Here is an 18,017-nt window from a genome sequence, read left to right as displayed (position 1 = left end):
TCTTATCTCTCTCAGTCGTTGGCATCGATGATGGTAACGGGCTTACTGCAGCATACCTCACTATTGTTCGTCACTGTCAGTCGCATTAAACTGCCAAAAAAACGCGCGTGAAACAACGTCAACAAGCGGTTAACCGTTTAAGGATAGTCCGATATCTATGTTAACGGTGTGAGAGAAGGGGTAACGCTTGCCCATCAACGAGGTTGAGGGGCTATTGTAAGATCAACTGTGAATAGTCGTAGCGTTGCAGCTCTGATTCAACGGTGTTTATCGCTAGCTTTTGGTGGATCTTTATAAAAACCATCTTCATAGTATTTGCCGGACACGCCGAGTTTTTTCTCTATCCAGCGGTTATAGTATTTCCAGATGAAGAAGCCTGGCGTCATGCCGATCATAATACCCAGCATGAGTCCTGAGCCGGCATATTTTGCCGGCAGTTGCGCAGTAACCCAGTCGTACAGACCACTCTTGTCGATTAATAGGTAATAGCCGACTAAAAACAGTAATCCGCACGCCGTGGCTATATGGTGAAGAATTTTATTGTGTGGTCGTGATGCGTGGTTCGTCTGCGGTTTAGTGTTATCGGTCATTGAATAGATTATCCCAAATATCGGTGGGCTCTGAGGCTGGGCAAAAAAGCATGCGGATCGATTTTGAGATCGCTACGTTTAAGTCTGCTGCGTGCCTCAGGAGGAGTCAGCGGTGGCTCATTATACGCAGGCAGGTGTGGATTTTCACTGTCCATGGCGATAATAATCGGTAGCGAGGTATTCTGCGCTTTGCGTAAGGTGCTGTGTTGATCTTTCCAACTTATATTAGCGCGCATAACCGGTACTTGAGTTTGAATCTGAGCCAGTCGATCGTCTGGGCGCAGGTTGCCAACGGCTTGAAGTTGTTGCTGTATATGGGGTTGGCTGATATCCATTTGTAAAAGTTTTTGTTCTGCTTCCTGGGGGGTGAGTTTGCGAATGCTACGCCCGCTGGTATACCAGCTGAAGCCGATTTTGCTTGGGCAACGTCGTAACACGGGTATCTGTCGGTAGCATTGTTTTAGATGAATTCTGGCTGCGCCGTGACGATGTAATAGATCAGCGATTTTTTTACTTCTGTGCTGCAGAGCTTCTAATGTATCGGTCGACTGGCTCAAGCGATAGTGGATCGCCAGTGTTTGAAACTCGGCTTTGGCGCGATTCAGTTGCACGGTGGCATCGATCAGCGCAGCTGTGCCGCCGATGAGGCCGTGCTGACTAACGGTGGTTCGACCATCCTGTCCATCTCGATACCATATGTCGGTGTAGAGGCTGGCGGCTTGAGATAAATTAGTGGCGTTGGGCCCTGGTAGCCAGAAGGGTTGGCTACTGCTATTGAGATGTTGTGAAAAGTTGACTAGCGCTTGTTGCAGGCGATTCAGACTATCAATTAATTCAACGGCACTGATGTCACTCATGAGTCTGCTGACGGGCACGGGTTTGGCTGTTAAGAATATAGCGCGCTACAATCATACGGCTGCTTTCGGGCATATCACTAAACTCTATACCAATTTTGTACTGTCCATCGTCTCCTTTCTCGCTGCAATAGAGTACCTGACCGTAAAGCAGTAGGCCGCTATGGGTTTCTTCAAAGACGACTTTGAGGGCGAGATAGCTATTCAATTCAATCGCTGCTTGGCTATTAAATGACATGCCGCCTTCGCTGAGGTTAATCTCCTGAGAAGATAGATTATCAAAATCGACATCACTTTTAGCGACCGCATGTGCGATCGCATCGATCTTATCATTCATCAACTCTAGATAGGTGGCGATCGCGGGTTCTTTTTGCGCAATCTTACGCAGATGATAACTGCTATCGTTGTTATACGCTTGCAACTGATTGAGCAGTAAAAAGAAGGGAGATACCTGAAATTGAGTCGGTAGACGCCCGTGTTTCATTTCATCTTCACTGATGATTTTATAATCAACCGCGACTTTGCCGTTAATGCGGAAATATTGACGTCGTTCCTGATTCAAAATACTGTCTCCATTATTTTGTCATTTCCGTTCAGTATAGCGAATATTATTCTGATTTTGTTAGAGAATTTCATCGGTCTGTGATTTAATCCTCAGCCATGTTTACTCCATTCTCTCTGTACGTTGGCTTGCGTTACACCGCAGCCAAACGGAACAATAATTTTATCTCTTTTATCTCGCTGGTCTCCATGCTGGGGCTGATGCTGGGTGTCGCCGCGCTGATTGTCGTACTCTCGGTTATGAATGGCTTCGATCGGGAATTGAAACAGCGTATTTTAGGTATGGTGCCGCATGGTACGCTTTCTGACTATGGTAAACCGCTCGATAATTGGCAAGTGATTGCTGAGCAAGTTAGTCATCAGGACGGTATTGTCGGCAGCGCTCCTTATATTCAGGCGCAAGGCATGCTGACCAATCGCGGCGTTGTTCGCGGCGTGTTGATCAATGGTATTGAGCCCGAGTTGGAAGCCAAAATATCTATCTTGGAAGACCATATTACTGCGGGTAGCTTAGAGGCTCTGCAAGCGAAAGAATATGGTATCGTCCTGGGGGCTCTATTGGCGCGTTCATTGGGCGTCAATATCGGCGATAAGGTCACCTTAGTTTTGCCCGAGGCATCGATCAGTGTTGCGGGCGTTATTCCTCGATTAAAGCGGTTTACGGTGGTCGGCTTATTTGAAGTGGGCGCCGAGCTAGATGCCAGTCTCGCGTATATTCATATGGCGGATGCGGCGCGTATTAAACGTATGGATAGCGGTGTTGATGGGCTTCGTTTGCAGTTTGAGGATTTATTTGCCGCGCCCGCAGGCATTAAGCAGATTGTTGCCGAGCTAGGTGGATTTTATCGCACCAGTGATTGGACACGGACTCACGGGAATCTCTTTCAGGCGATACAGTTAGAAAAGAAAATGATCGGTTTGTTACTGTTTTTAATCGTCTTTGTCGCCGCGTTTAATATTGTTTCAACGCTGGTGATGGTCGTGACGGATAAGAAAGGTGATATTGCCATTCTGCGAACCCTAGGGGCAACGCCAGGCTGTATTATGCGTATCTTTATGGTGCAGGGGACAGTGATTGGAGTGATGGGCACGTTACTAGGCTCTGTCCTTGGCATTATTTTAGCGCTGACGGTCACCGATTTGATCGCCTGGGTCGAACAAGCTTTCGGTATTCAGTTTCTCAGTGCCGATGTTTATTTCATTAGCTATTTACCCTCACAACTGCAATTGGACGATGTATTCGTGATTATAACGGTTGCCTTGGGTATTAGTTTTTTGGCAACCATTTATCCTGCTTGGCGAGCATCCCGCACACAACCGGCAGAGGCGTTACGTTATGAGTAATCTGGTGCTGCAGTGTGTTGACCTGAAAAAGCAATATGGTGACGCTGATATCGCCGTTGAGGTGTTACGCGGTGTTGAACTAGCGGTTGAGCGTGGTGAAACGTTGGCCATCGTTGGTAGTTCGGGGTCGGGTAAAAGTACCTTGCTGAATATGTTAGGAGGCTTGGATCTGCCAAGCTCCGGTGATGTACGTGTTGATGATCAATCGCTGTTTGAGATTAGTGAGCAGGCGAGAGCTAAGCTACGTAATCGTTCTTTGGGATTCGTCTATCAGTTTCATCATTTACTGCCGGAGTTTACCGCGCTGGAAAATGTTGCGATGCCGTTATTGATTCGCGGTGAGGCCATCAGCGTGGTGCGCGAACAGGCGGCGGAGATACTTAAGGCGGTCGGGCTCTCCCATCGGCTGGAGCATAAGCCTGCCATGCTCAGTGGTGGCGAGCGTCAACGGGTTGCCATCGCGCGAGCATTGGTAACGAACCCTGCCTGTGTGTTGATGGATGAGCCAACCGGTAATCTGGATCGTTACACCGGGCAAGAGGTGCAGGGGTTGATGAATAAGCTTAATGATGAGTTTGGTATATCATTTGTAGTGGTGACTCATGATCATGAATTGGCGCAAAAACAGGGGCGGGTAGTCGAGTTAAAAGATGGATTGCTGCAGCCTATTACACTGTAATTATGCTTGAGTATTGAGTCTGCTAATGTCAAAAAAGCCGGAATTTATTCCGGCTTTTTGCTATCTGAAGGGGGCTTATCGGGGTCGGTTTTATTCGAACGCTGTTGTGCTGGCGGGCGGGGTTTATCTGTTTGAGGCTCAGGCGATGTTTTGTCATCGCTGCTACTTGGCTCGGCTTTCGCTTTGCGCCGAGCGAATCGACCGCCCTTGCGGTTGCGCCAGCTTTTATTCACATGCCAGACCCAAAAGCGCTGCATGAGTAAATATCCTAAGGTGCCGCTAACAAGGCTGCAGATCAATGAGCCTACCAGTAAAGGCAGCCAGATGTGATCTAGCTCGGCTTTCAGCCATTCAAGGCTGACCTCAAAATCGATCGCCATCATATCGACACCAATGATCTGGGTGCCGATCCAGTAGGCAAAGTAGAACATTGGAGGAATGGTGAGTGGGTTGGTTAGCCATACAAGGCTAACGGAAATCGGCAGATTACTCCGCACGAACAGAGACGCCAGCGCCGCCATCAGCATCTGCGATGGTAAGGGAATGAAGGCGCAGAAGAGCCCGACAAAAAACGCCCGACTGACTGATGTACGAGTCAGATGCCAGAGGTTTGGATCGTGTATGTGGCTACCCAGCCAACTAAGGTAACGGTTGGATTTGAGCTTACGCTCATCTGGCATAAATTTTTTTATAAGTTTGCGCGGCATCAGGATGGAACTTATAGTTAGCTGATGGGGGGCTAATTATGCCTCCTTCAAACCATTAAGCCAACTGGTAATCAAGGATGATTAGTATAGCGCTTGGAGTGATGTTAGTAGCTTGGCTGCCGCAGCTGCTTCCTTATTGGATGCTGGTGTTGCTGACACTTTTGTTAATCGTTTTGTTGATCGGTTATCGGGCTGCTTGTTTGGCTCGAGTGGCACCGCGAATCAGTGTCGATATACGCTATCATAGCGTCGGTGTTATTTTGGGCGTGTTGTATGCCTCGGCTTGGGGCTATATCAATCTGAATCAGCGTATGCCCTTGAACATGAGTGCACAGACGTTGACGGTTGTTGGCAGTGTTAGTCAATTACCTGAGTCTTTACCCGGCGTGAGTCGATTTAGATTTGCTGTAGATCACTATTCCCCTGCGTTAAATAATGCCGATTTAAAACATCTACTACTCAGTTGGTATAAAGCCGATCAGGAGGTGATACCGGGTCAGCAGTGGTCGTTTTTGGTTAGGCTTAAGCCCCCTAGAGGCTTAATGAATCCGGGAAGTAGCGATTATGAAACACGTTTGTTTGCCGATCAGGTCAATGCGCGTGGCTATGTTAAGACGGCGCAGCTACTGCGCACACCCGAAGAAACCGGCGCATACCGAATAGCCTATTGGCGCTATCAGTTATCACAATGGCTGACGGGGTTGTCGTTAACTGCGCGAACCGAAGCCACGGTTCGGGCGTTGGTGCTGGGTGATAAACATGCTTTGCAGGATGAACAATGGCAGGTTTTAAGACAAACGGGGACGGTTCACCTCGTTGTTATTAGCGGCCTGCATATTGGTATTGCTTGTTTGTTAGGTTATGGCTTGGGGTGGTTTTTACAAGTGGCCTGCGGTTTGTTTGGGCGCGGCTCCATTGATATTCGGCTTTACCGTATTCTGCCGGCTTTATTGTTGGCATCGGGTTATGCTTTACTGGCTGGCTTTAGTATTCCGACGCAGCGCGCATTGATCATGGCGTTAGCGATGTTGTTACCGGTGCTTTTTAATCGACATATAGGTGTTTGGCAGCGATATAAATTAGCCATGGTGCTGGTTGTGTTGATGCAGCCATTGAGTGTTTATCAGCCTGGTTTTTGGCTGTCTTTTATGGCGGTGGCAGCGCTCTTATTGACGCTCGATGGTGACGCTAAGGGCAAGGTAGTAGCACTGTTGGCGACTCAATGGGCGGTGTTTTTGGGTTTGTTACCACTGTTGTTGCTGTGGCTTGGACAGGTTGCTTTGATTGCCCCGCTGATCAATCTTGTTGCCATTCCATTATTGACGTTTGTGCTGCTGCCTGGAGTGATGCTAGGACTGCTGCTATGTGTGTTTGTCCCGTTTCCCGGTGTCGCTCTGCTCGATGGTTTAACGGATGGTTTTTGGTTTCTGCTGCAACTTTGTATACCCCCTGAATCCTGGGGAATATTAACGGGTGATCCCGGTGTGCTAGTGGTTCTATTGGGCGTACTGGCCGCAGCCTTGTTGATTTTACCTCGTTGGAGTGGGATGGGTTTTTTCGGTTTATGTTTGTTATTAGCATTAATTTTTCCGGCGCAGGATCGCGTCAAAGAGGGACGCTTTCGTGCTACGGTAGTTGATATCGGTCAGGGATTGTCGGTGTTGATTGAAACATCAGAGAAGGCCTTAGTCTTCGATAGTGGTGCGGCATATAAGGGACGCGGTGTAGCACGCTTTAGCTTAGTGCCGTTACTCAAAAGTCGGCAGATTACGCGGCTCGATCGATTAATTCTGAGCCATAAAGATAATGATCATGCCGGTGGTTATGTGACCTTGCAGGGCAGTCTGGATATTGCGGCACTTGATTCCGGAAGTCCTGAATTGCAGCGCACGTTATCGGCTCGGCCTTGTGTTGCGGGCACGCATTGGCAATGGAACGGCGTTCGTTTCAGCTATATACATCCCACCCGCTTAGGGGTTGTGAATGAGAATAATCGCTCCTGTGTTTTGTTGGTGCAATCTGAGCAATGTGCGTTACTGATTCCGGGGGATATTGAAAGTAATGTTGAACGACAGATTCTGACTGAATATCCGCAGTTGGCGGTCGACTGGTTAGTCGCTGCGCATCATGGCAGTCGATTTTCCAGCTCGACTGAGTGGTTGCGTACATTGCACCCCGATTGGGTATTGTTCAGTGCCGGCTTTGATAATCCATATGGCCATCCGGCAGCTGAAGTGTTAAAGCGAATGCATGCTTTACAGTTACCTGGGTTGAATACCGCAGCAGCCGGCGCGCTATTGCTTGAGAGTACACCGAACGGTTGTTTGACTGAATCCTATCGACAGCAGAAAAAGCGTTACTGGACAGCGGGTTAATCACTACACTGGCGTTAGACTCTATGCTAAAGTATGGATCCGTCCGAAGGAGGAATTCTGGTGTTTGAATTGATTCAATCTGGTGGTTGGTTAATGCTACCAATTATCGCCTGTTCTATTATAGCTCTGGCTATCTGTCTAGAGCGTTTTTGGGTGTTGCAGCGCAAACGTGTTGCGCCAGCTAATCTTTTATCAGAAGTGTGGTTGTTAGTGCGTAATGGTGAAATGACCCCTGAGCGTCTGTTGCAACTTCGTAATGAGAGTTTTCTGGGACAGATCATGGTCGCCGGCTTGAATAACTCCACTCACGGTCGTGAGATTATGAAGGAGAGTATTCAGGAAGCGGCTCAGCATGTGATGCATCAGATGGAGCGATTTCTTAACTCATTGGGCACCATTGCCGCGATCGCGCCGTTGCTCGGCTTATTGGGCACCGTTATTGGCATGATTAAAGTTTTTGCTGAAATCATGCTGCAGGGAACGGGTAATGCCAATGTCTTAGCGGGCGGTATATCGGAAGCGCTCATTACCACGGCTGCCGGTTTGTCTATCGCGATTCCGGCGCTGGTGTTTCATCGTTACTTTCAGCGCCGCATTGAGACACTCTTGATGGATATGGAGCAAGAGTGTCAAAAACTGGTTGAGGTCGTGCATGGCGACCGCGAAGTAGATTTCGAGTAGCCAATGAGTCGATTGAAGTTTAGACGAAAACAGACGGAAGAGGTTTCCGTCAATCTGACCCCCTTAATTGATGTCGTATTTCTGCTGCTAATCTTTTTTATGGTGTCGACCACGTTTACCAATGAAACCCATTTGCAAATCAGTTTGCCTGAAGCAGAGGGGGAAGCGGTTGAAACTCAAGCCGAAACATTGGAAGTGCTGATCGGGGTTGAAGGGGGCTATACGGTGAATGGACAACACTTGCTCAACAGTCAGCCAGAAACTCTACGGCGGGCGATTGTTGATCAAGCGGGTGATAATCGACAGCTTCCCTTTGTTATCTCGGCCGATGCAAAAACACCGCATCAGTCAGTTGTGACAGTGATGGATGTGGCTGGGCAGCTAGGTTTTAGTGGCCTGAGTATTACGACGCTGCAGCCGGCTGGAAGTTAGCGATGGGGCTCGAACAGGCCTGGTATAAGGGGGATCGTTGGCTCAAACTTTTGCGGCCGTTATCCTGGTTGTTTTGTTATTTGGCGGCTCGACGCCGACAGCAATACCGTGATGGTTCGAAGCCGAGTTGGACCGCGTCAGTGCCGATTATTGTAGTGGGGAATATCTCTGTCGGAGGGACTGGCAAATCACCTTTGGTTATTTGGTTGGTCGATCACCTGCGACGACAGGGTTATACACCGGGTGTGATTAGCCGGGGTTATCGTGCCTCACCGCCCTCAATACCTTATTTAGTAACCGCCGAGGCCTCCGCCGCAGAAGCCGGTGATGAACCGTTGATGATTGTTCGGCGCACGGGAGTGCCGCTGGTGATATCAGCCGATCGAGTCGCCGCCGCGAAGTTTTTATTAGCTCAGACGTCGTGTGATCTGATTATCAGCGATGATGGTTTGCAACACTATGCATTGAATCGCACAATCGAGATCGCTGTGATTGATGGCGCAAGAGGGTTTGGTAATCGTCGTTGCTTACCCGAAGGCCCGTTGCGTGAGCCCGTTAGTCGATTGAATGAGGTCGATCTGATTGTGGTTAATGGCGCCTCACCTAAGCGAGTGTTGAGTGCCTCTCATGCAAAGAAAGCGTTTCAAATGAACTTGCAGCCGAATCGGTTAGTCGCCTTAAAGTCTCACGTTCATGTTAATCCAGAAGATTGGTGCGATTCGTCACAGATTAATGCGGTTGCCGCCATTGGTAATCCGGCCCGTTTTGCGCGTACGTTAGAAAATTTGGGTTTTGAGCCGCGGCTTAGATCGTTTGCTGATCATCATCACTACAGCGCTAATGATTTTGCCTTTGCGCAGCAGTTGCCACTGATAATGACTGAAAAAGATGCCGTAAAGTGCGATCATATTGCACTCGATAACGCTTGGTATTTGCAGGTGAATGCGAAAATGGATGAGGGGTTTTCTGCCTCACTCGAAACGATGCTGAGGCCGTAGTATTGGCGATAAATGGCATAGATTAATGTATTTTATACAGAGGCACTGACGATGGATAAAAAATTATTGGATATCTTAGTTTGCCCGGTATCTAAGGCACCGGTTGAATGGAATAAAGAAACAAACGAATTGATCTGCCGTAGCTCGGGTTTGGCGTATCCTATCCGTGATGATATTCCGGTGATGCTTGAAAGTGAAGCACGTACTTTGACCACCGATGAGCGTTTGGAGAAGTAGCTATTATGGCTTTTTCTGTTGTTATACCCGCGCGCTTTGGGTCTTCTCGTTTTCCAGGTAAACCGTTAGCCGATATCGCCGGTAAGCCGATGATTCAGCATGTTTACGAACGCGCGATTCAAAGTGAGGCGCAGCGGATTATTATCGCCACAGATGATCAGCGTATCGCCGATATGGCGATTGGTTTTGGTGCAGAAGTCTGTATGACGTCTGCCGCGCACCTGTCCGGTACCGATCGTTTACAAGAGGTGGTTCACTCGCTTGGTTTCTATGCCGATGATATTGTTGTCAACGTGCAGGGGGATGAGCCTTTGATTCCGCCCCGCATTATTAATCAGGTGGCGCATAATCTCAGTGCGGTACCTGAGGCGAGTATTGCAACCTTGTGTGAACCTATCAATGATATTGAATCGGTTTATAATCCCAATGTTGTCAAGGTTGTCGCGGATAATCAGGGACGTGCAATGTATTTTAGTCGTGCGCCGATACCATGGCCGCGCGATGCCTTTAAGACGGCGGCGAGTCAGCAAGTGATGCCTGAAGGCGTTAACTTTCAGCGTCATATTGGTATTTATGCCTACCGAGTTAAATTGCTAAATGATTTTGTTCAGTGGTCCCCCGCACCAGTTGAAGAGACAGAATGTCTTGAGCAGTTACGGGCGATGTGGAATGGCGCCATTATCCATGTCGAAGAGGCGGATGAACTGCCGCCTGCCGGTGTCGATACCCCTGAAGATCTTGAACGGATTCGCCATCTTTTTGAAAGCTAATTAGCTGGAGAAGACTATGAAACGGGTTCTTTTTGTTTGCTTGGGGAATATTTGTCGTTCACCAACCGCGCACGGTGTGTTTCGTACATTAGTCGAGCGTAGAGGTATGGCGCATCTGGTGGAGATCGATTCCGCTGGTACGGCGGCTTATCATGTGGGCAATCCGCCCGATCATCGAGCCGCCTCGGCGGCCTTAAAGCGTGGTGTTGATTTAAGTGATTTACGCGCGCGACAGGCGGTGGTGGCAGATTTTGAACATTATGATTTTATTATCGCCATGGATAATGAGAACCTGAACGAGCTCAAATCGATCTGTCCGGCTGACTTTAAGGGCTATCTTGGACTGTTCTTGCCGCTGACGGCGTTATCCGAACGTGAAGTGCCTGATCCATACTACGGCGGTCCTGCGGGGTTTGATCATGTGCTTGATCTGGTTGAGGCGGCCTCTGAAGCGTTGTTGGATCGTATTGCGGCAGAGCTTAATCAATGAGTATTGAGTTTCAAGAAAATATCTCTCTTAAACCGTATAACAGTTTTGGTTTTGATGTGTCTGCTCGCTATTTTGCCGTATTGGAAGATGCCGGGCAGTTACCAGCGATACGTGACTTTATTGCGCGGACTAAACTCCCTGTGTTGTTTGTTGGTGGGGGTAGTAATCTGGTGCTCACGGCCGATTTGAATCAATTGGTGGTGCTTAACCGCATTCAGGGGCTGCAGATGCAAGATCAAGCGGATGGCACGGTCAGTGTCACTGCTGGGGCTGGCGAGGAATGGCATGCCTTTGTGCGCTGGACCTTAGAGCAGGGCGGTTATGGCCTTGAAAATCTATCCTTGATTCCGGGTACCGTTGGGGCTGCCCCGATACAGAATATCGGCGCTTATGGTGTCGAGCTTAAAGACTGCATGAGCTTTCTGGATGCCTTTGATCTTGAAACGGGAGAGTCGGTTGTTTTTACGGCCGATGAGTGTCAGTTTGGCTATCGTGATAGTCTGTTTAAAACGCGTTTTCCGGGTCGCTATCTGATCACCGCGGTCACCTTTACCTTAAGTCGTGAGTTTAATCCCGTGTTGCACTATGGCGGTATTGAGGCGCAACTTAAAGCCCGCCATATACACTCGCCTGAACCATTGCAATTGAGTGATCTCATCAGTGATATCCGTCAAGCTAAGTTGCCGCAGCCGGCACAGTTAGGTAATGCGGGCAGCTTTTTTAAAAACCCAGTGCTGCCGGCTGCCAAAGTTGAGCAGTTAAAGGCTGATTATCCTGAGATGGTGGTGTTTGCCGATCGACCGGGTTATTGCAAGCTGGCGGCCGGCTGGTTGATCGATCGACAGGGGTGGAAGGGGTTCCGGCAAGGGGATGCCGGCGTCTATAGTCAGCAAGCGTTGGTGTTGGTGAATTACGGTGCTGCTAGCGGTATGGATATTATTGAGCTGGCCGGTGCGATTCAGGCGGATGTCTATCAGCAGTTTGGCATTATGTTGGAGATCGAGCCGCGCTGCTATCCCTAATGGTTGAGACTTGCTGATAGGGCTTAAGTAACGTTTTTATATAGATTGTGATCAAGGTTGTGATAAAGAATGTCATCAAGCTTGTCATAAGAGTCGTCGATGATCAAAGCCGCGCTATGTTTCGCGGCTTTTTTTGCTTTTTTATTGAGCTTGGCTCGCTGAAATAAGTTAGCGATATTTCACTCGAGCGCCCTTGCTGCTTCGACGAGGTGAAGCTGCTGAGCGATCTGCCGGTCAGATGGCGGGATTTGCTCGACGTACTAAGGCATTAGCATCAAGCCGTTATCATTGAACTGCGGTTATCAAAAGAGAGGCAAAAAAAAGCACCCGTATCGGGTGCTTTAGTGGTGCAGATTTCAGCGCTTAGTGCTCGCTGTGTTCCTGAGTGTCGCTGGCAGCTGCCGATGTTGCCGCGGCATCATTGGCTTGTCGGCGAGGATCGTTTGGCGCGCGACGCTGACGACGTTTCCGAGCAGCAGGCTCTGCGGCAGTATTTGCCGGTGGTGCTTCACGACGAGGACGAGCGGTCATCACTTCCTCAGGGGCAACGGTCGGCGCAGTCAGATCAGGGCGTTTGCGAACACGGCGACCCGTGGTTGGAGTCGGTGCTGCCGCCGCGGGCTTTTCAACGGCGGTCTCAGTCTCGGGAGAGCGGCTTTCTTCTGCTGCTACCGTTGGCTGAGTTACTGCTGTCACGGATTCTACGGCAGTCGATTCTGCGGGCGCAGATTCTACTGGCGCAGATTCTACTGGCGCAGGTTCAACTGGCGCAGGTTCAACTGGCGCAGGTTCTACTGTAGAAGGTTCTACTGTAGAAGGTTCAGCTGTCGATACTTCTGCCTTCGGCGCGACCTCTTCAGGTGTCTCTGAGATTGCTGCGGCCACTGACGTATCGGCTTTAACGATCTCTGTGGGCGCGGCCGCCTGAGACGCTGGTTGTTCTGCAGCGACGGCTTTAGGGGCGTTCTCCGTGACGACTTCAGCGGCAGTGTTACTTGCCTCTGTAGGCTTGATGTCGCTTTCTGCGGTGCTGTTGGTTTCAGTAGAGTGCGTGTTGGTCGCGTTGACGTCCGTGACCGGTGTTGCAGCACTTGACGCTTTAACCTCGTTGGCTGCGTCGACGGTATGCGTGGCTGTCTCTGCTTCGACTGTGGCTTCTACGGGTGCTTTTGCGGCGACGTCGGTTGTTACTTCAGCGGCGGCTTTATCATCAGTAGGCTTAGTCTCGGCCGAAGTTTTGTTTTCAGACTTGGGCCCGCGACGACGCTGACGGCGTTTGCGAGGGGCTTCGTCGGTTTTTTTGTTGGCTTTGCTGGCGGGCTTGTCGGCAGCAAGGCTACTGTCGTCACTTTCCTTTGGCGCTTGAGTCGCTGTTTCTGCTACGGCGGTTACCGTGTTGGTGTCAGCGGGTGCCAATAGTTCGGTGTTCTCAGTGTTGTTGCTATCGGCCGTACGCTTACCGCTACGTTCGCCACGACGACGACGTCCACGACGGCGTTCACCGCGTGCGCGTCCATCTTCGTTTTGCTCTGTCGCGGAGCTTGCTTCAGGGCTTTTCTCAGCGTTTTTCTCAGGCCGCGTTTGTTGAGTTTTGTTTTTATCATCGCTCTGATCTTTCTGTGACGAGCGGTTGCGTTCGTTACGGCGACGATTACGTGAACGACTACGTCCGCTATCTTCGCTAGCGGTGTCACGCTCTGACGTTTCTTTCGACTCTTTGGCTTCTGTGGTGTCAGACAAGTTGTCGATGATCTTATCGCTGTCTCGGCGTTGATTGCGGTTGCGATCACGGCGGTTATTGTTGCGATTACGACCGCGCTGCTTTTTATTGCGCTCTTCTTGTTCCTGTTCGAGCTTGGCTTTTTCCTGCTCGAGTCGGGCGGTTTCTTGAGCGTTATCGGAATGACCGAACAAGCCTCCAAGGACGCTGAAGATGCGACTGGTTAGAGAGGGCGTTGTGACCGGCTGAACCGGCGTTGGTGCAGGCTGCGGTGCTTGTGCTGCGGGAGCCGGAGTCGCCGGCGCAACGGTGCTAACGGCAGCACGTTCTCTGACAGGCTGAGGTTGAGATGTTTCTACTTTTAGCTCTTCTACAGGCTCAGGTTGAAGCGTATAGCTAGCATCATTGGTATTGATTACCGTATGGTCATCCCGCAGACGCACAACTTCATAATGCGGCGTTTCCATATTGGGATTGGGCACGATAACAACGCGGACGCGATGACGAACTTCAACTTCGTGAACTTCATTACGCTTTTCGTTGAGCAAGAACGTAGCCACAGAGACCGGTAGTATTGCGCGAATTTGAGCGGTACGATCTTTCGATGATTCCTCTTCGATGAGGCGCAAAATAGACAGCGCCAGTGATTCCGTATCGCGCACAGTGCCTTGGCCATTACAACGTGGACAGACCGCGCCGCGGCTTTCAATCAGCGAAGGACGCAGGCGTTGACGAGACATCTCCATCAGTCCGAAACGAGAAATGCGGCCCAACTGAACTCTGGCACGATCGACTTTAAGTGCATCGCGCATCCGATTTTCAACTTCGCGCTGATTTTTGATCGGCGTCATATCGATAAAGTCGATAACGATCAAGCCACCGATATCACGCAGCCGTAGTTGACGTGAGATTTCGTCAGCGGCTTCCAGGTTGGTCTGTAGTGCGGTTTCTTCGATATCGCTACCGCGAGTTGCCCGGGCGGAGTTGATATCGATAGACACTAGCGCTTCCGTTGGGTCTATGACCACTGAACCGCCAGAAGGTAGGTGTACTTCACGCTGGAAGGCGGTTTCAATCTGACTTTCAATTTGGAAGCGATTGAAGAGCGGAATCGCTTCGTCATACAGTTTGATTTTATTGAGATAGCTCGGCATAACCTGCTGCACGAAGTTCATGGCTTCTTGATAAACTTCGGGCTTATCAATAAGAACTTCGCCGATATCTTGCCGTAAATAGTCACGAATGGCGCGGATAACGACATTACTTTCCTGGTAGATAAGGAAAGGTGAACGACGTTCTTCAGCGGCACCGGTGATCGCATCCCACAGCGTCATAAGGTAATCGAGATCCCATTGAAGCTCCTCAGAGGTGCGGCCGATACCGGCGGTGCGCACGATAGCACCCGTTTTAGGGGGGATGGTGACACCGTCGAGCGCTTCTTTGAGTTGTTTACGATCTTCGCCTTCGATACGGCGAGAGATGCCGCCGGCGCGAGGATTGTTAGGCATCAGGACTAAATATCGTCCAGCTAGGCTGATGAAGGTGGTTAGCGCAGCGCCTTTATTGCCGCGTTCCTCTTTATCAACCTGAACAATGACTTCAGTGCCTTCAGCGATAACTTCTTTAATATTTGGCCGGCCGCCTTTATCGGAGCCTTTCTTGAAGTATTCGCGGGAGATCTCTTTAAGGGGAAGAAAGCCATGACGTTCGGAGCCATATTCAACAAAAGCCGCTTCTAAGCTGGGTTCAACCCGCGTGATTTTGCCCTTGTAGATGTTGGCTTTTTTCTGTTCGCGTGAGCTAGATTCGATATCTAGATCGTAAAGGCGTTGTCCGTCTACCAGCGCAACGCGCAACTCTTCTTGTTGAGTTGCATTAATTAGCATTCTTTTCATTGTTTGTTAGCGTTCTCTTATAACACTAACGCACTTCATCTAGCCGGTAGCCACACAGAGAGGTGCCTGCAATCAAATCAACGGGCACGCAAAACAAAGTCTTCGTAACGACTTTGGTGTTCAACTTAATGTCAGGCTACCGCGTTAGGTAGCTTGATCTTATCGACGGTGCAGGAAACAGTTGCCTCGTATCGACTGCTTATAGTGAGTCTGATCGGGTTGTGGCTGCCGTGTACATATTGGCAGGTTCTGGGCAACTGACATCTACACCTCCAACTGGTTTTGCCATTCAGGGCGTTGTCAGCAGGATGAAATACGTAGTAATTCTCTTTAAATGGATGCTGTACGAGGGATTCATACCCGTTATTTGCTTGGTTTTTAGTACTAAATGGCAAAAAAACGGGGAATTTCAAATTAGCTAAAGCCAACTGCCCGCAGCAGCGCTAGAATATAGCAGCTTAAATAGATAGCATCAATCGAAAGGTCCGATATCCCATTAATATGTCAGAAGAAACAAAGCAATCTGTCCCGGCTGTGCAATGGTTTGAAATTGATTCAGAGCTGGCTGGGCAGCGAATAGATAATTTCCTGCGCACACGTTTGAAAGGTGCCCCTAAAACATTGATTTATCGCATTTTACGCAAAGGTGAGGTGCGGGTTAATAAAAAGAGAATCAAGCCTGATTACCGTCTGCAAGATGGTGATTTGGTGCGAGTGCCACCCGTGAGGTTAAGTGCTGAAAAGCCGCAAGCCGTGGTGAGTAGTAACCTGCGGGAGCTGGTCGAGCGCTCTATCCTGTTTGAGGATAACGATCTGATGGTGCTGAATAAGCCATCAGGCTTAGCCGTACACGGTGGTAGCGGTATCAGTTTAGGTTTGATTGAAACGATTCGTCAGATGCGTCCTGAGGCGAAGTTTCTTGAGTTGGTGCATCGCCTAGACCGTGATACTTCGGGTTGCATTATGGTTGCCAAGAAGCGCAGTGCGTTGCGGTTTCTTCATGCAGCACTGCAAGCGAAGCAGATTACTAAAATCTACCACGCATTGGTGGAAGGGAAGTGGTCGGCGCGAAAAACCAAAGTGGACGCCCCGTTGCAGAAAAACGAACTTAAATCCGGTGAGCGTGTAGTAAAAGCTCATCCGTTGGGTAAGCCATCGTTGACTGAATATAAAGTGCTGCAGCGGTTTGGTAATTTTGTCACTCTGGTTGAAGCCCGACCGATTACCGGACGTACGCATCAGATTCGAGTACATTGTCAGTTTGCGGGTCATCCGATTATTGGCGATGATAAATATGGTACTGACTCGGTTAATCGAGAAATGAAAAGTTACGGTATTCGACGTTTGTTTCTGCATGCGGCAGAGCTGCGTGTGCCGTTACCTTCCGGCGGTAGAAAGATTTTCCACGCACCCTTAGGGGATGAGTTGGAAAAAGGTCTGAAACAGTTGCAAAAAATTGATGGGCAGTGAACGGCCCAGTAAGGCGTTATTGATGAGTCAACAGATTAATACTGAAGAATTTAATAAAGAAGCAGATGCCATGCTGAAAAGTGGCAAAGCACCTGATGTGACTGAATTGAGCAATATTTTTGGTGCTGCAGAGAGCCAAGTCACGGTTTTGCTCGAACAGTGGTGGAGTGTATTACCCGATCGTATGCGGATGTTGGGAGATACCACGGTAAAGATTCCAGGGCTACCGGAATCATTAGTGCATAGTTTTGAGTCTTTATGGCAGCATGCCGTGCAGGAAGCGCAGTCGGCTATGTCGACGGATAAGCAGTTTCAGCAGTTGGCCAGTGAAGATGCTCGACGTCATTCTGAGACTGAGCTGTTTAAGGTGCAAAGTCAGCAAGCGGAAATGGATCAGCAGGTACGTGATCTAAAACAGCAGCTTGAACAGGAAAAGCATCAGATTCAGGTGTTAGAAGCTGAAATTTCGGTATTGAAAATTAACTTAACGGCGGCGACCACAGCACAGAAGTCTGAAGAACAGCGGCGGTTGAATGTCGAGCAGGAACTCAACCTGCTGCAGAAAAAAATAGATGATGCGAAGCGGACTTTTGATCAGCGCATCATTGAAGAGCAGCGTCATGGTCTTGATCAGGTGGCTAAAGCCGAAGCGGATACCCGTTATTATCGGAATGCATTGGAAAAATTCCGCGATGAATGTGGCCGTAAAGAGTCAGCCTTAACCAAGGATATTCATAATCTTCAGGCCTCATTGGCGAAGAAAGATGTCAAGTTAGATACCTCCGCGACTCAGATTAAAACCCTAGAAACCGAACTTAAACGTTTCAAGAGTGAAGAAAGTCAGTCGGGCAGAGAAAAAAGCCAACTGAGCGGATCACTGTTATCGGAACAGAATCGTTGTAAGCGGCTTGAGGGCAAGGTCGATGAAATGAAAGACGAACTGCAGCGCACGAATCAGAAGCATATGCTGACGTTGAATGATGCCTCTCGACGGGAAAATATGTTGCGTGGTCAGGTGAAAGATAAAACCGAAGAGGCAATGCGTGCAACTGCTCGCTTAGCCTCCATGGAGAAAAAAATTAACAGTTACGAAGAGGAAATTCGTAAACTGCGTAATCGCTTGGCTTAATTGAGTCGTTGATAGCGAATGGGTTTTAGAAAACCAGATCAGTGTTATAATTAAAAGTTATTA

General features: G+C 49.2%; 17 protein-coding genes. 12 read left to right on the top strand and 5 right to left on the bottom strand.

Annotated elements, in window-relative coordinates:
• Window positions 1–257 precede the first annotated feature (257 nt).
• The 3 genes from Q4488_RS03755 to Q4488_RS03745 are packed head-to-tail and all read right to left on the bottom strand — an operon-like array spanning window position 258 to window position 2,006.
• Entirely contained in the window at window positions 258–590 is a 333-nt protein-coding gene (locus Q4488_RS03755; RefSeq protein WP_303579122.1) for a hypothetical protein, read from the bottom strand.
• A gap of 8 nt (window positions 591–598) precedes the next feature.
• A complete protein-coding gene (locus Q4488_RS03750; protein WP_303579121.1) occupies window positions 599–1,447 on the bottom strand; it encodes a DNA replication terminus site-binding protein in 849 nt (282 codons plus the stop codon).
• Window positions 1,440–2,006, bottom strand: coding sequence for a PilZ domain-containing protein (locus Q4488_RS03745; RefSeq protein WP_303579120.1), 567 nt, complete (start codon window positions 2,004–2,006; stop codon window positions 1,440–1,442). The genes Q4488_RS03750 and Q4488_RS03745 overlap by 8 nt, the downstream gene beginning before the upstream one ends.
• Window positions 2,007–2,104: 98 nt before the next feature.
• Here Q4488_RS03745 and Q4488_RS03740 point away from each other — a divergent pair, with 98 nt between their 5' ends.
• The gene (locus Q4488_RS03740; RefSeq protein ID WP_303579119.1) at window positions 2,105–3,349 is read left to right on the top strand and encodes a lipoprotein-releasing ABC transporter permease subunit; all 1,245 of its coding nucleotides are present in this window, start codon (window positions 2,105–2,107) and stop codon (window positions 3,347–3,349) included.
• Window positions 3,342–4,028, top strand: a complete 687-nt coding sequence (lolD, locus tag Q4488_RS03735) for a lipoprotein-releasing ABC transporter ATP-binding protein LolD (RefSeq protein WP_303579118.1) — start codon at window positions 3,342–3,344, stop codon at window positions 4,026–4,028. The genes Q4488_RS03740 and lolD overlap by 8 nt, the downstream gene beginning before the upstream one ends.
• 44 nt (window positions 4,029–4,072) lie before the next feature.
• On the opposite strand, the gene Q4488_RS03730 is transcribed toward lolD, so the two are convergent.
• Entirely contained in the window at window positions 4,073–4,708 is a 636-nt protein-coding gene (locus Q4488_RS03730; RefSeq protein WP_303579117.1) for a DUF2062 domain-containing protein, read from the bottom strand.
• Between the two features lie 104 nt (window positions 4,709–4,812).
• Between Q4488_RS03730 and Q4488_RS03725 the strand changes: the two genes are divergently transcribed.
• The 8 genes from Q4488_RS03725 to murB are packed head-to-tail and all read left to right on the top strand — an operon-like array spanning window position 4,813 to window position 11,740.
• The gene (locus Q4488_RS03725) at window positions 4,813–7,110 is read left to right on the top strand and encodes a DNA internalization-related competence protein ComEC/Rec2 (protein WP_303579116.1); all 2,298 of its coding nucleotides are present in this window, start codon (window positions 4,813–4,815) and stop codon (window positions 7,108–7,110) included.
• A gap of 60 nt (window positions 7,111–7,170) precedes the next feature.
• Window positions 7,171–7,791, top strand: coding sequence for a MotA/TolQ/ExbB proton channel family protein (locus Q4488_RS03720; RefSeq protein WP_303579224.1), 621 nt, complete (start codon window positions 7,171–7,173; stop codon window positions 7,789–7,791).
• Window positions 7,792–7,803: 12 nt separating this feature from the next.
• A complete protein-coding gene (locus Q4488_RS03715) occupies window positions 7,804–8,223 on the top strand; it encodes a biopolymer transporter ExbD (RefSeq protein ID WP_303579223.1) in 420 nt (139 codons plus the stop codon).
• 2 nt (window positions 8,224–8,225) lie between these two features.
• On the top strand, window positions 8,226–9,221 hold the full coding sequence (gene lpxK / locus Q4488_RS03710) for a tetraacyldisaccharide 4'-kinase (protein WP_303579115.1): 996 nt from the start codon (window positions 8,226–8,228) through the stop codon (window positions 9,219–9,221).
• Window positions 9,222–9,272: 51 nt separating this feature from the next.
• Window positions 9,273–9,458: a Trm112 family protein gene (locus tag Q4488_RS03705; RefSeq protein WP_303579114.1), complete on the top strand. Its 186-nt coding sequence runs from the start codon at window positions 9,273–9,275 to the stop codon at window positions 9,456–9,458.
• 5 nt (window positions 9,459–9,463) lie between these two features.
• Complete coding sequence (gene kdsB, locus Q4488_RS03700; RefSeq protein WP_303579113.1) at window positions 9,464–10,228, top strand: 3-deoxy-manno-octulosonate cytidylyltransferase; 765 nt, start codon at window positions 9,464–9,466, stop codon at window positions 10,226–10,228.
• A gap of 16 nt (window positions 10,229–10,244) precedes the next feature.
• Window positions 10,245–10,718 (top strand): low molecular weight protein-tyrosine-phosphatase, encoded by a 474-nt coding sequence (locus tag Q4488_RS03695; RefSeq protein ID WP_303579112.1) that lies wholly within the window; start codon window positions 10,245–10,247, stop codon window positions 10,716–10,718.
• Window positions 10,715–11,740 (top strand): UDP-N-acetylmuramate dehydrogenase, encoded by a 1,026-nt coding sequence (gene murB, locus Q4488_RS03690; protein WP_303579111.1) that lies wholly within the window; start codon window positions 10,715–10,717, stop codon window positions 11,738–11,740. The genes Q4488_RS03695 and murB overlap by 4 nt, the downstream gene beginning before the upstream one ends.
• Window positions 11,741–12,103: 363 nt before the next feature.
• Here murB and rne read toward each other — a convergent pair whose 3' ends face one another.
• Window positions 12,104–15,355 carry a ribonuclease E gene (gene rne / locus Q4488_RS03685; protein ID WP_303579110.1) on the bottom strand — a complete coding sequence of 1,084 codons (3,252 nt, stop codon included), beginning with the start codon at window positions 15,353–15,355 and terminating at the stop codon, window positions 12,104–12,106.
• Between the two features lie 501 nt (window positions 15,356–15,856).
• Between rne and rluC the strand changes: the two genes are divergently transcribed.
• Entirely contained in the window at window positions 15,857–16,825 is a 969-nt protein-coding gene (gene rluC, locus Q4488_RS03680) for a 23S rRNA pseudouridine(955/2504/2580) synthase RluC (RefSeq protein ID WP_303579109.1), read from the top strand.
• Between the two features lie 22 nt (window positions 16,826–16,847).
• Window positions 16,848–17,954 carry a hypothetical protein gene (locus tag Q4488_RS03675; protein ID WP_303579108.1) on the top strand — a complete coding sequence of 369 codons (1,107 nt, stop codon included), beginning with the start codon at window positions 16,848–16,850 and terminating at the stop codon, window positions 17,952–17,954.
• Window positions 17,955–18,017 lie beyond the last annotated feature (63 nt).

Origin of the sequence: Amphritea sp. 1_MG-2023 (assembly GCF_030547545.1) — a bacterium.
In the GTDB taxonomy this organism is placed as follows: domain Bacteria; phylum Pseudomonadota; class Gammaproteobacteria; order Pseudomonadales; family Balneatricaceae; genus Amphritea.
This window is presented reverse-complemented; position numbering and strand designations above follow the sequence as displayed.

What these genes read in the sequence shown, in the direction of transcription:
- Q4488_RS03755 (WP_303579122.1), bottom strand. Translation starts at nt 590, where the DNA reads ATGACCGATAACACTAAACCGCAGACGAACCACGCATCACGACCACAC.
- Q4488_RS03750 (WP_303579121.1), bottom strand. Translation starts at nt 1,447, where the DNA reads ATGAGTGACATCAGTGCCGTTGAATTAATTGATAGTCTGAATCGCCTG.
- Q4488_RS03740 (WP_303579119.1), top strand. Translation starts at nt 2,105, where the DNA reads ATGTTTACTCCATTCTCTCTGTACGTTGGCTTGCGTTACACCGCAGCC.
- lolD (WP_303579118.1), top strand. Translation starts at nt 3,342, where the DNA reads ATGAGTAATCTGGTGCTGCAGTGTGTTGACCTGAAAAAGCAATATGGT.
- Q4488_RS03730 (WP_303579117.1), bottom strand. Translation starts at nt 4,708, where the DNA reads ATGCCAGATGAGCGTAAGCTCAAATCCAACCGTTACCTTAGTTGGCTG.
- Q4488_RS03725 (WP_303579116.1), top strand. Translation starts at nt 4,813, where the DNA reads ATGATTAGTATAGCGCTTGGAGTGATGTTAGTAGCTTGGCTGCCGCAG.
- lpxK (WP_303579115.1), top strand. Translation starts at nt 8,226, where the DNA reads ATGGGGCTCGAACAGGCCTGGTATAAGGGGGATCGTTGGCTCAAACTT.
- Q4488_RS03705 (WP_303579114.1), top strand. Translation starts at nt 9,273, where the DNA reads ATGGATAAAAAATTATTGGATATCTTAGTTTGCCCGGTATCTAAGGCA.
- kdsB (WP_303579113.1), top strand. Translation starts at nt 9,464, where the DNA reads ATGGCTTTTTCTGTTGTTATACCCGCGCGCTTTGGGTCTTCTCGTTTT.
- Q4488_RS03695 (WP_303579112.1), top strand. Translation starts at nt 10,245, where the DNA reads ATGAAACGGGTTCTTTTTGTTTGCTTGGGGAATATTTGTCGTTCACCA.
- murB (WP_303579111.1), top strand. Translation starts at nt 10,715, where the DNA reads ATGAGTATTGAGTTTCAAGAAAATATCTCTCTTAAACCGTATAACAGT.
- rne (WP_303579110.1), bottom strand. Translation starts at nt 15,355, where the DNA reads ATGAAAAGAATGCTAATTAATGCAACTCAACAAGAAGAGTTGCGCGTT.
- rluC (WP_303579109.1), top strand. Translation starts at nt 15,857, where the DNA reads ATGTCAGAAGAAACAAAGCAATCTGTCCCGGCTGTGCAATGGTTTGAA.
- Q4488_RS03675 (WP_303579108.1), top strand. Translation starts at nt 16,848, where the DNA reads ATGAGTCAACAGATTAATACTGAAGAATTTAATAAAGAAGCAGATGCC.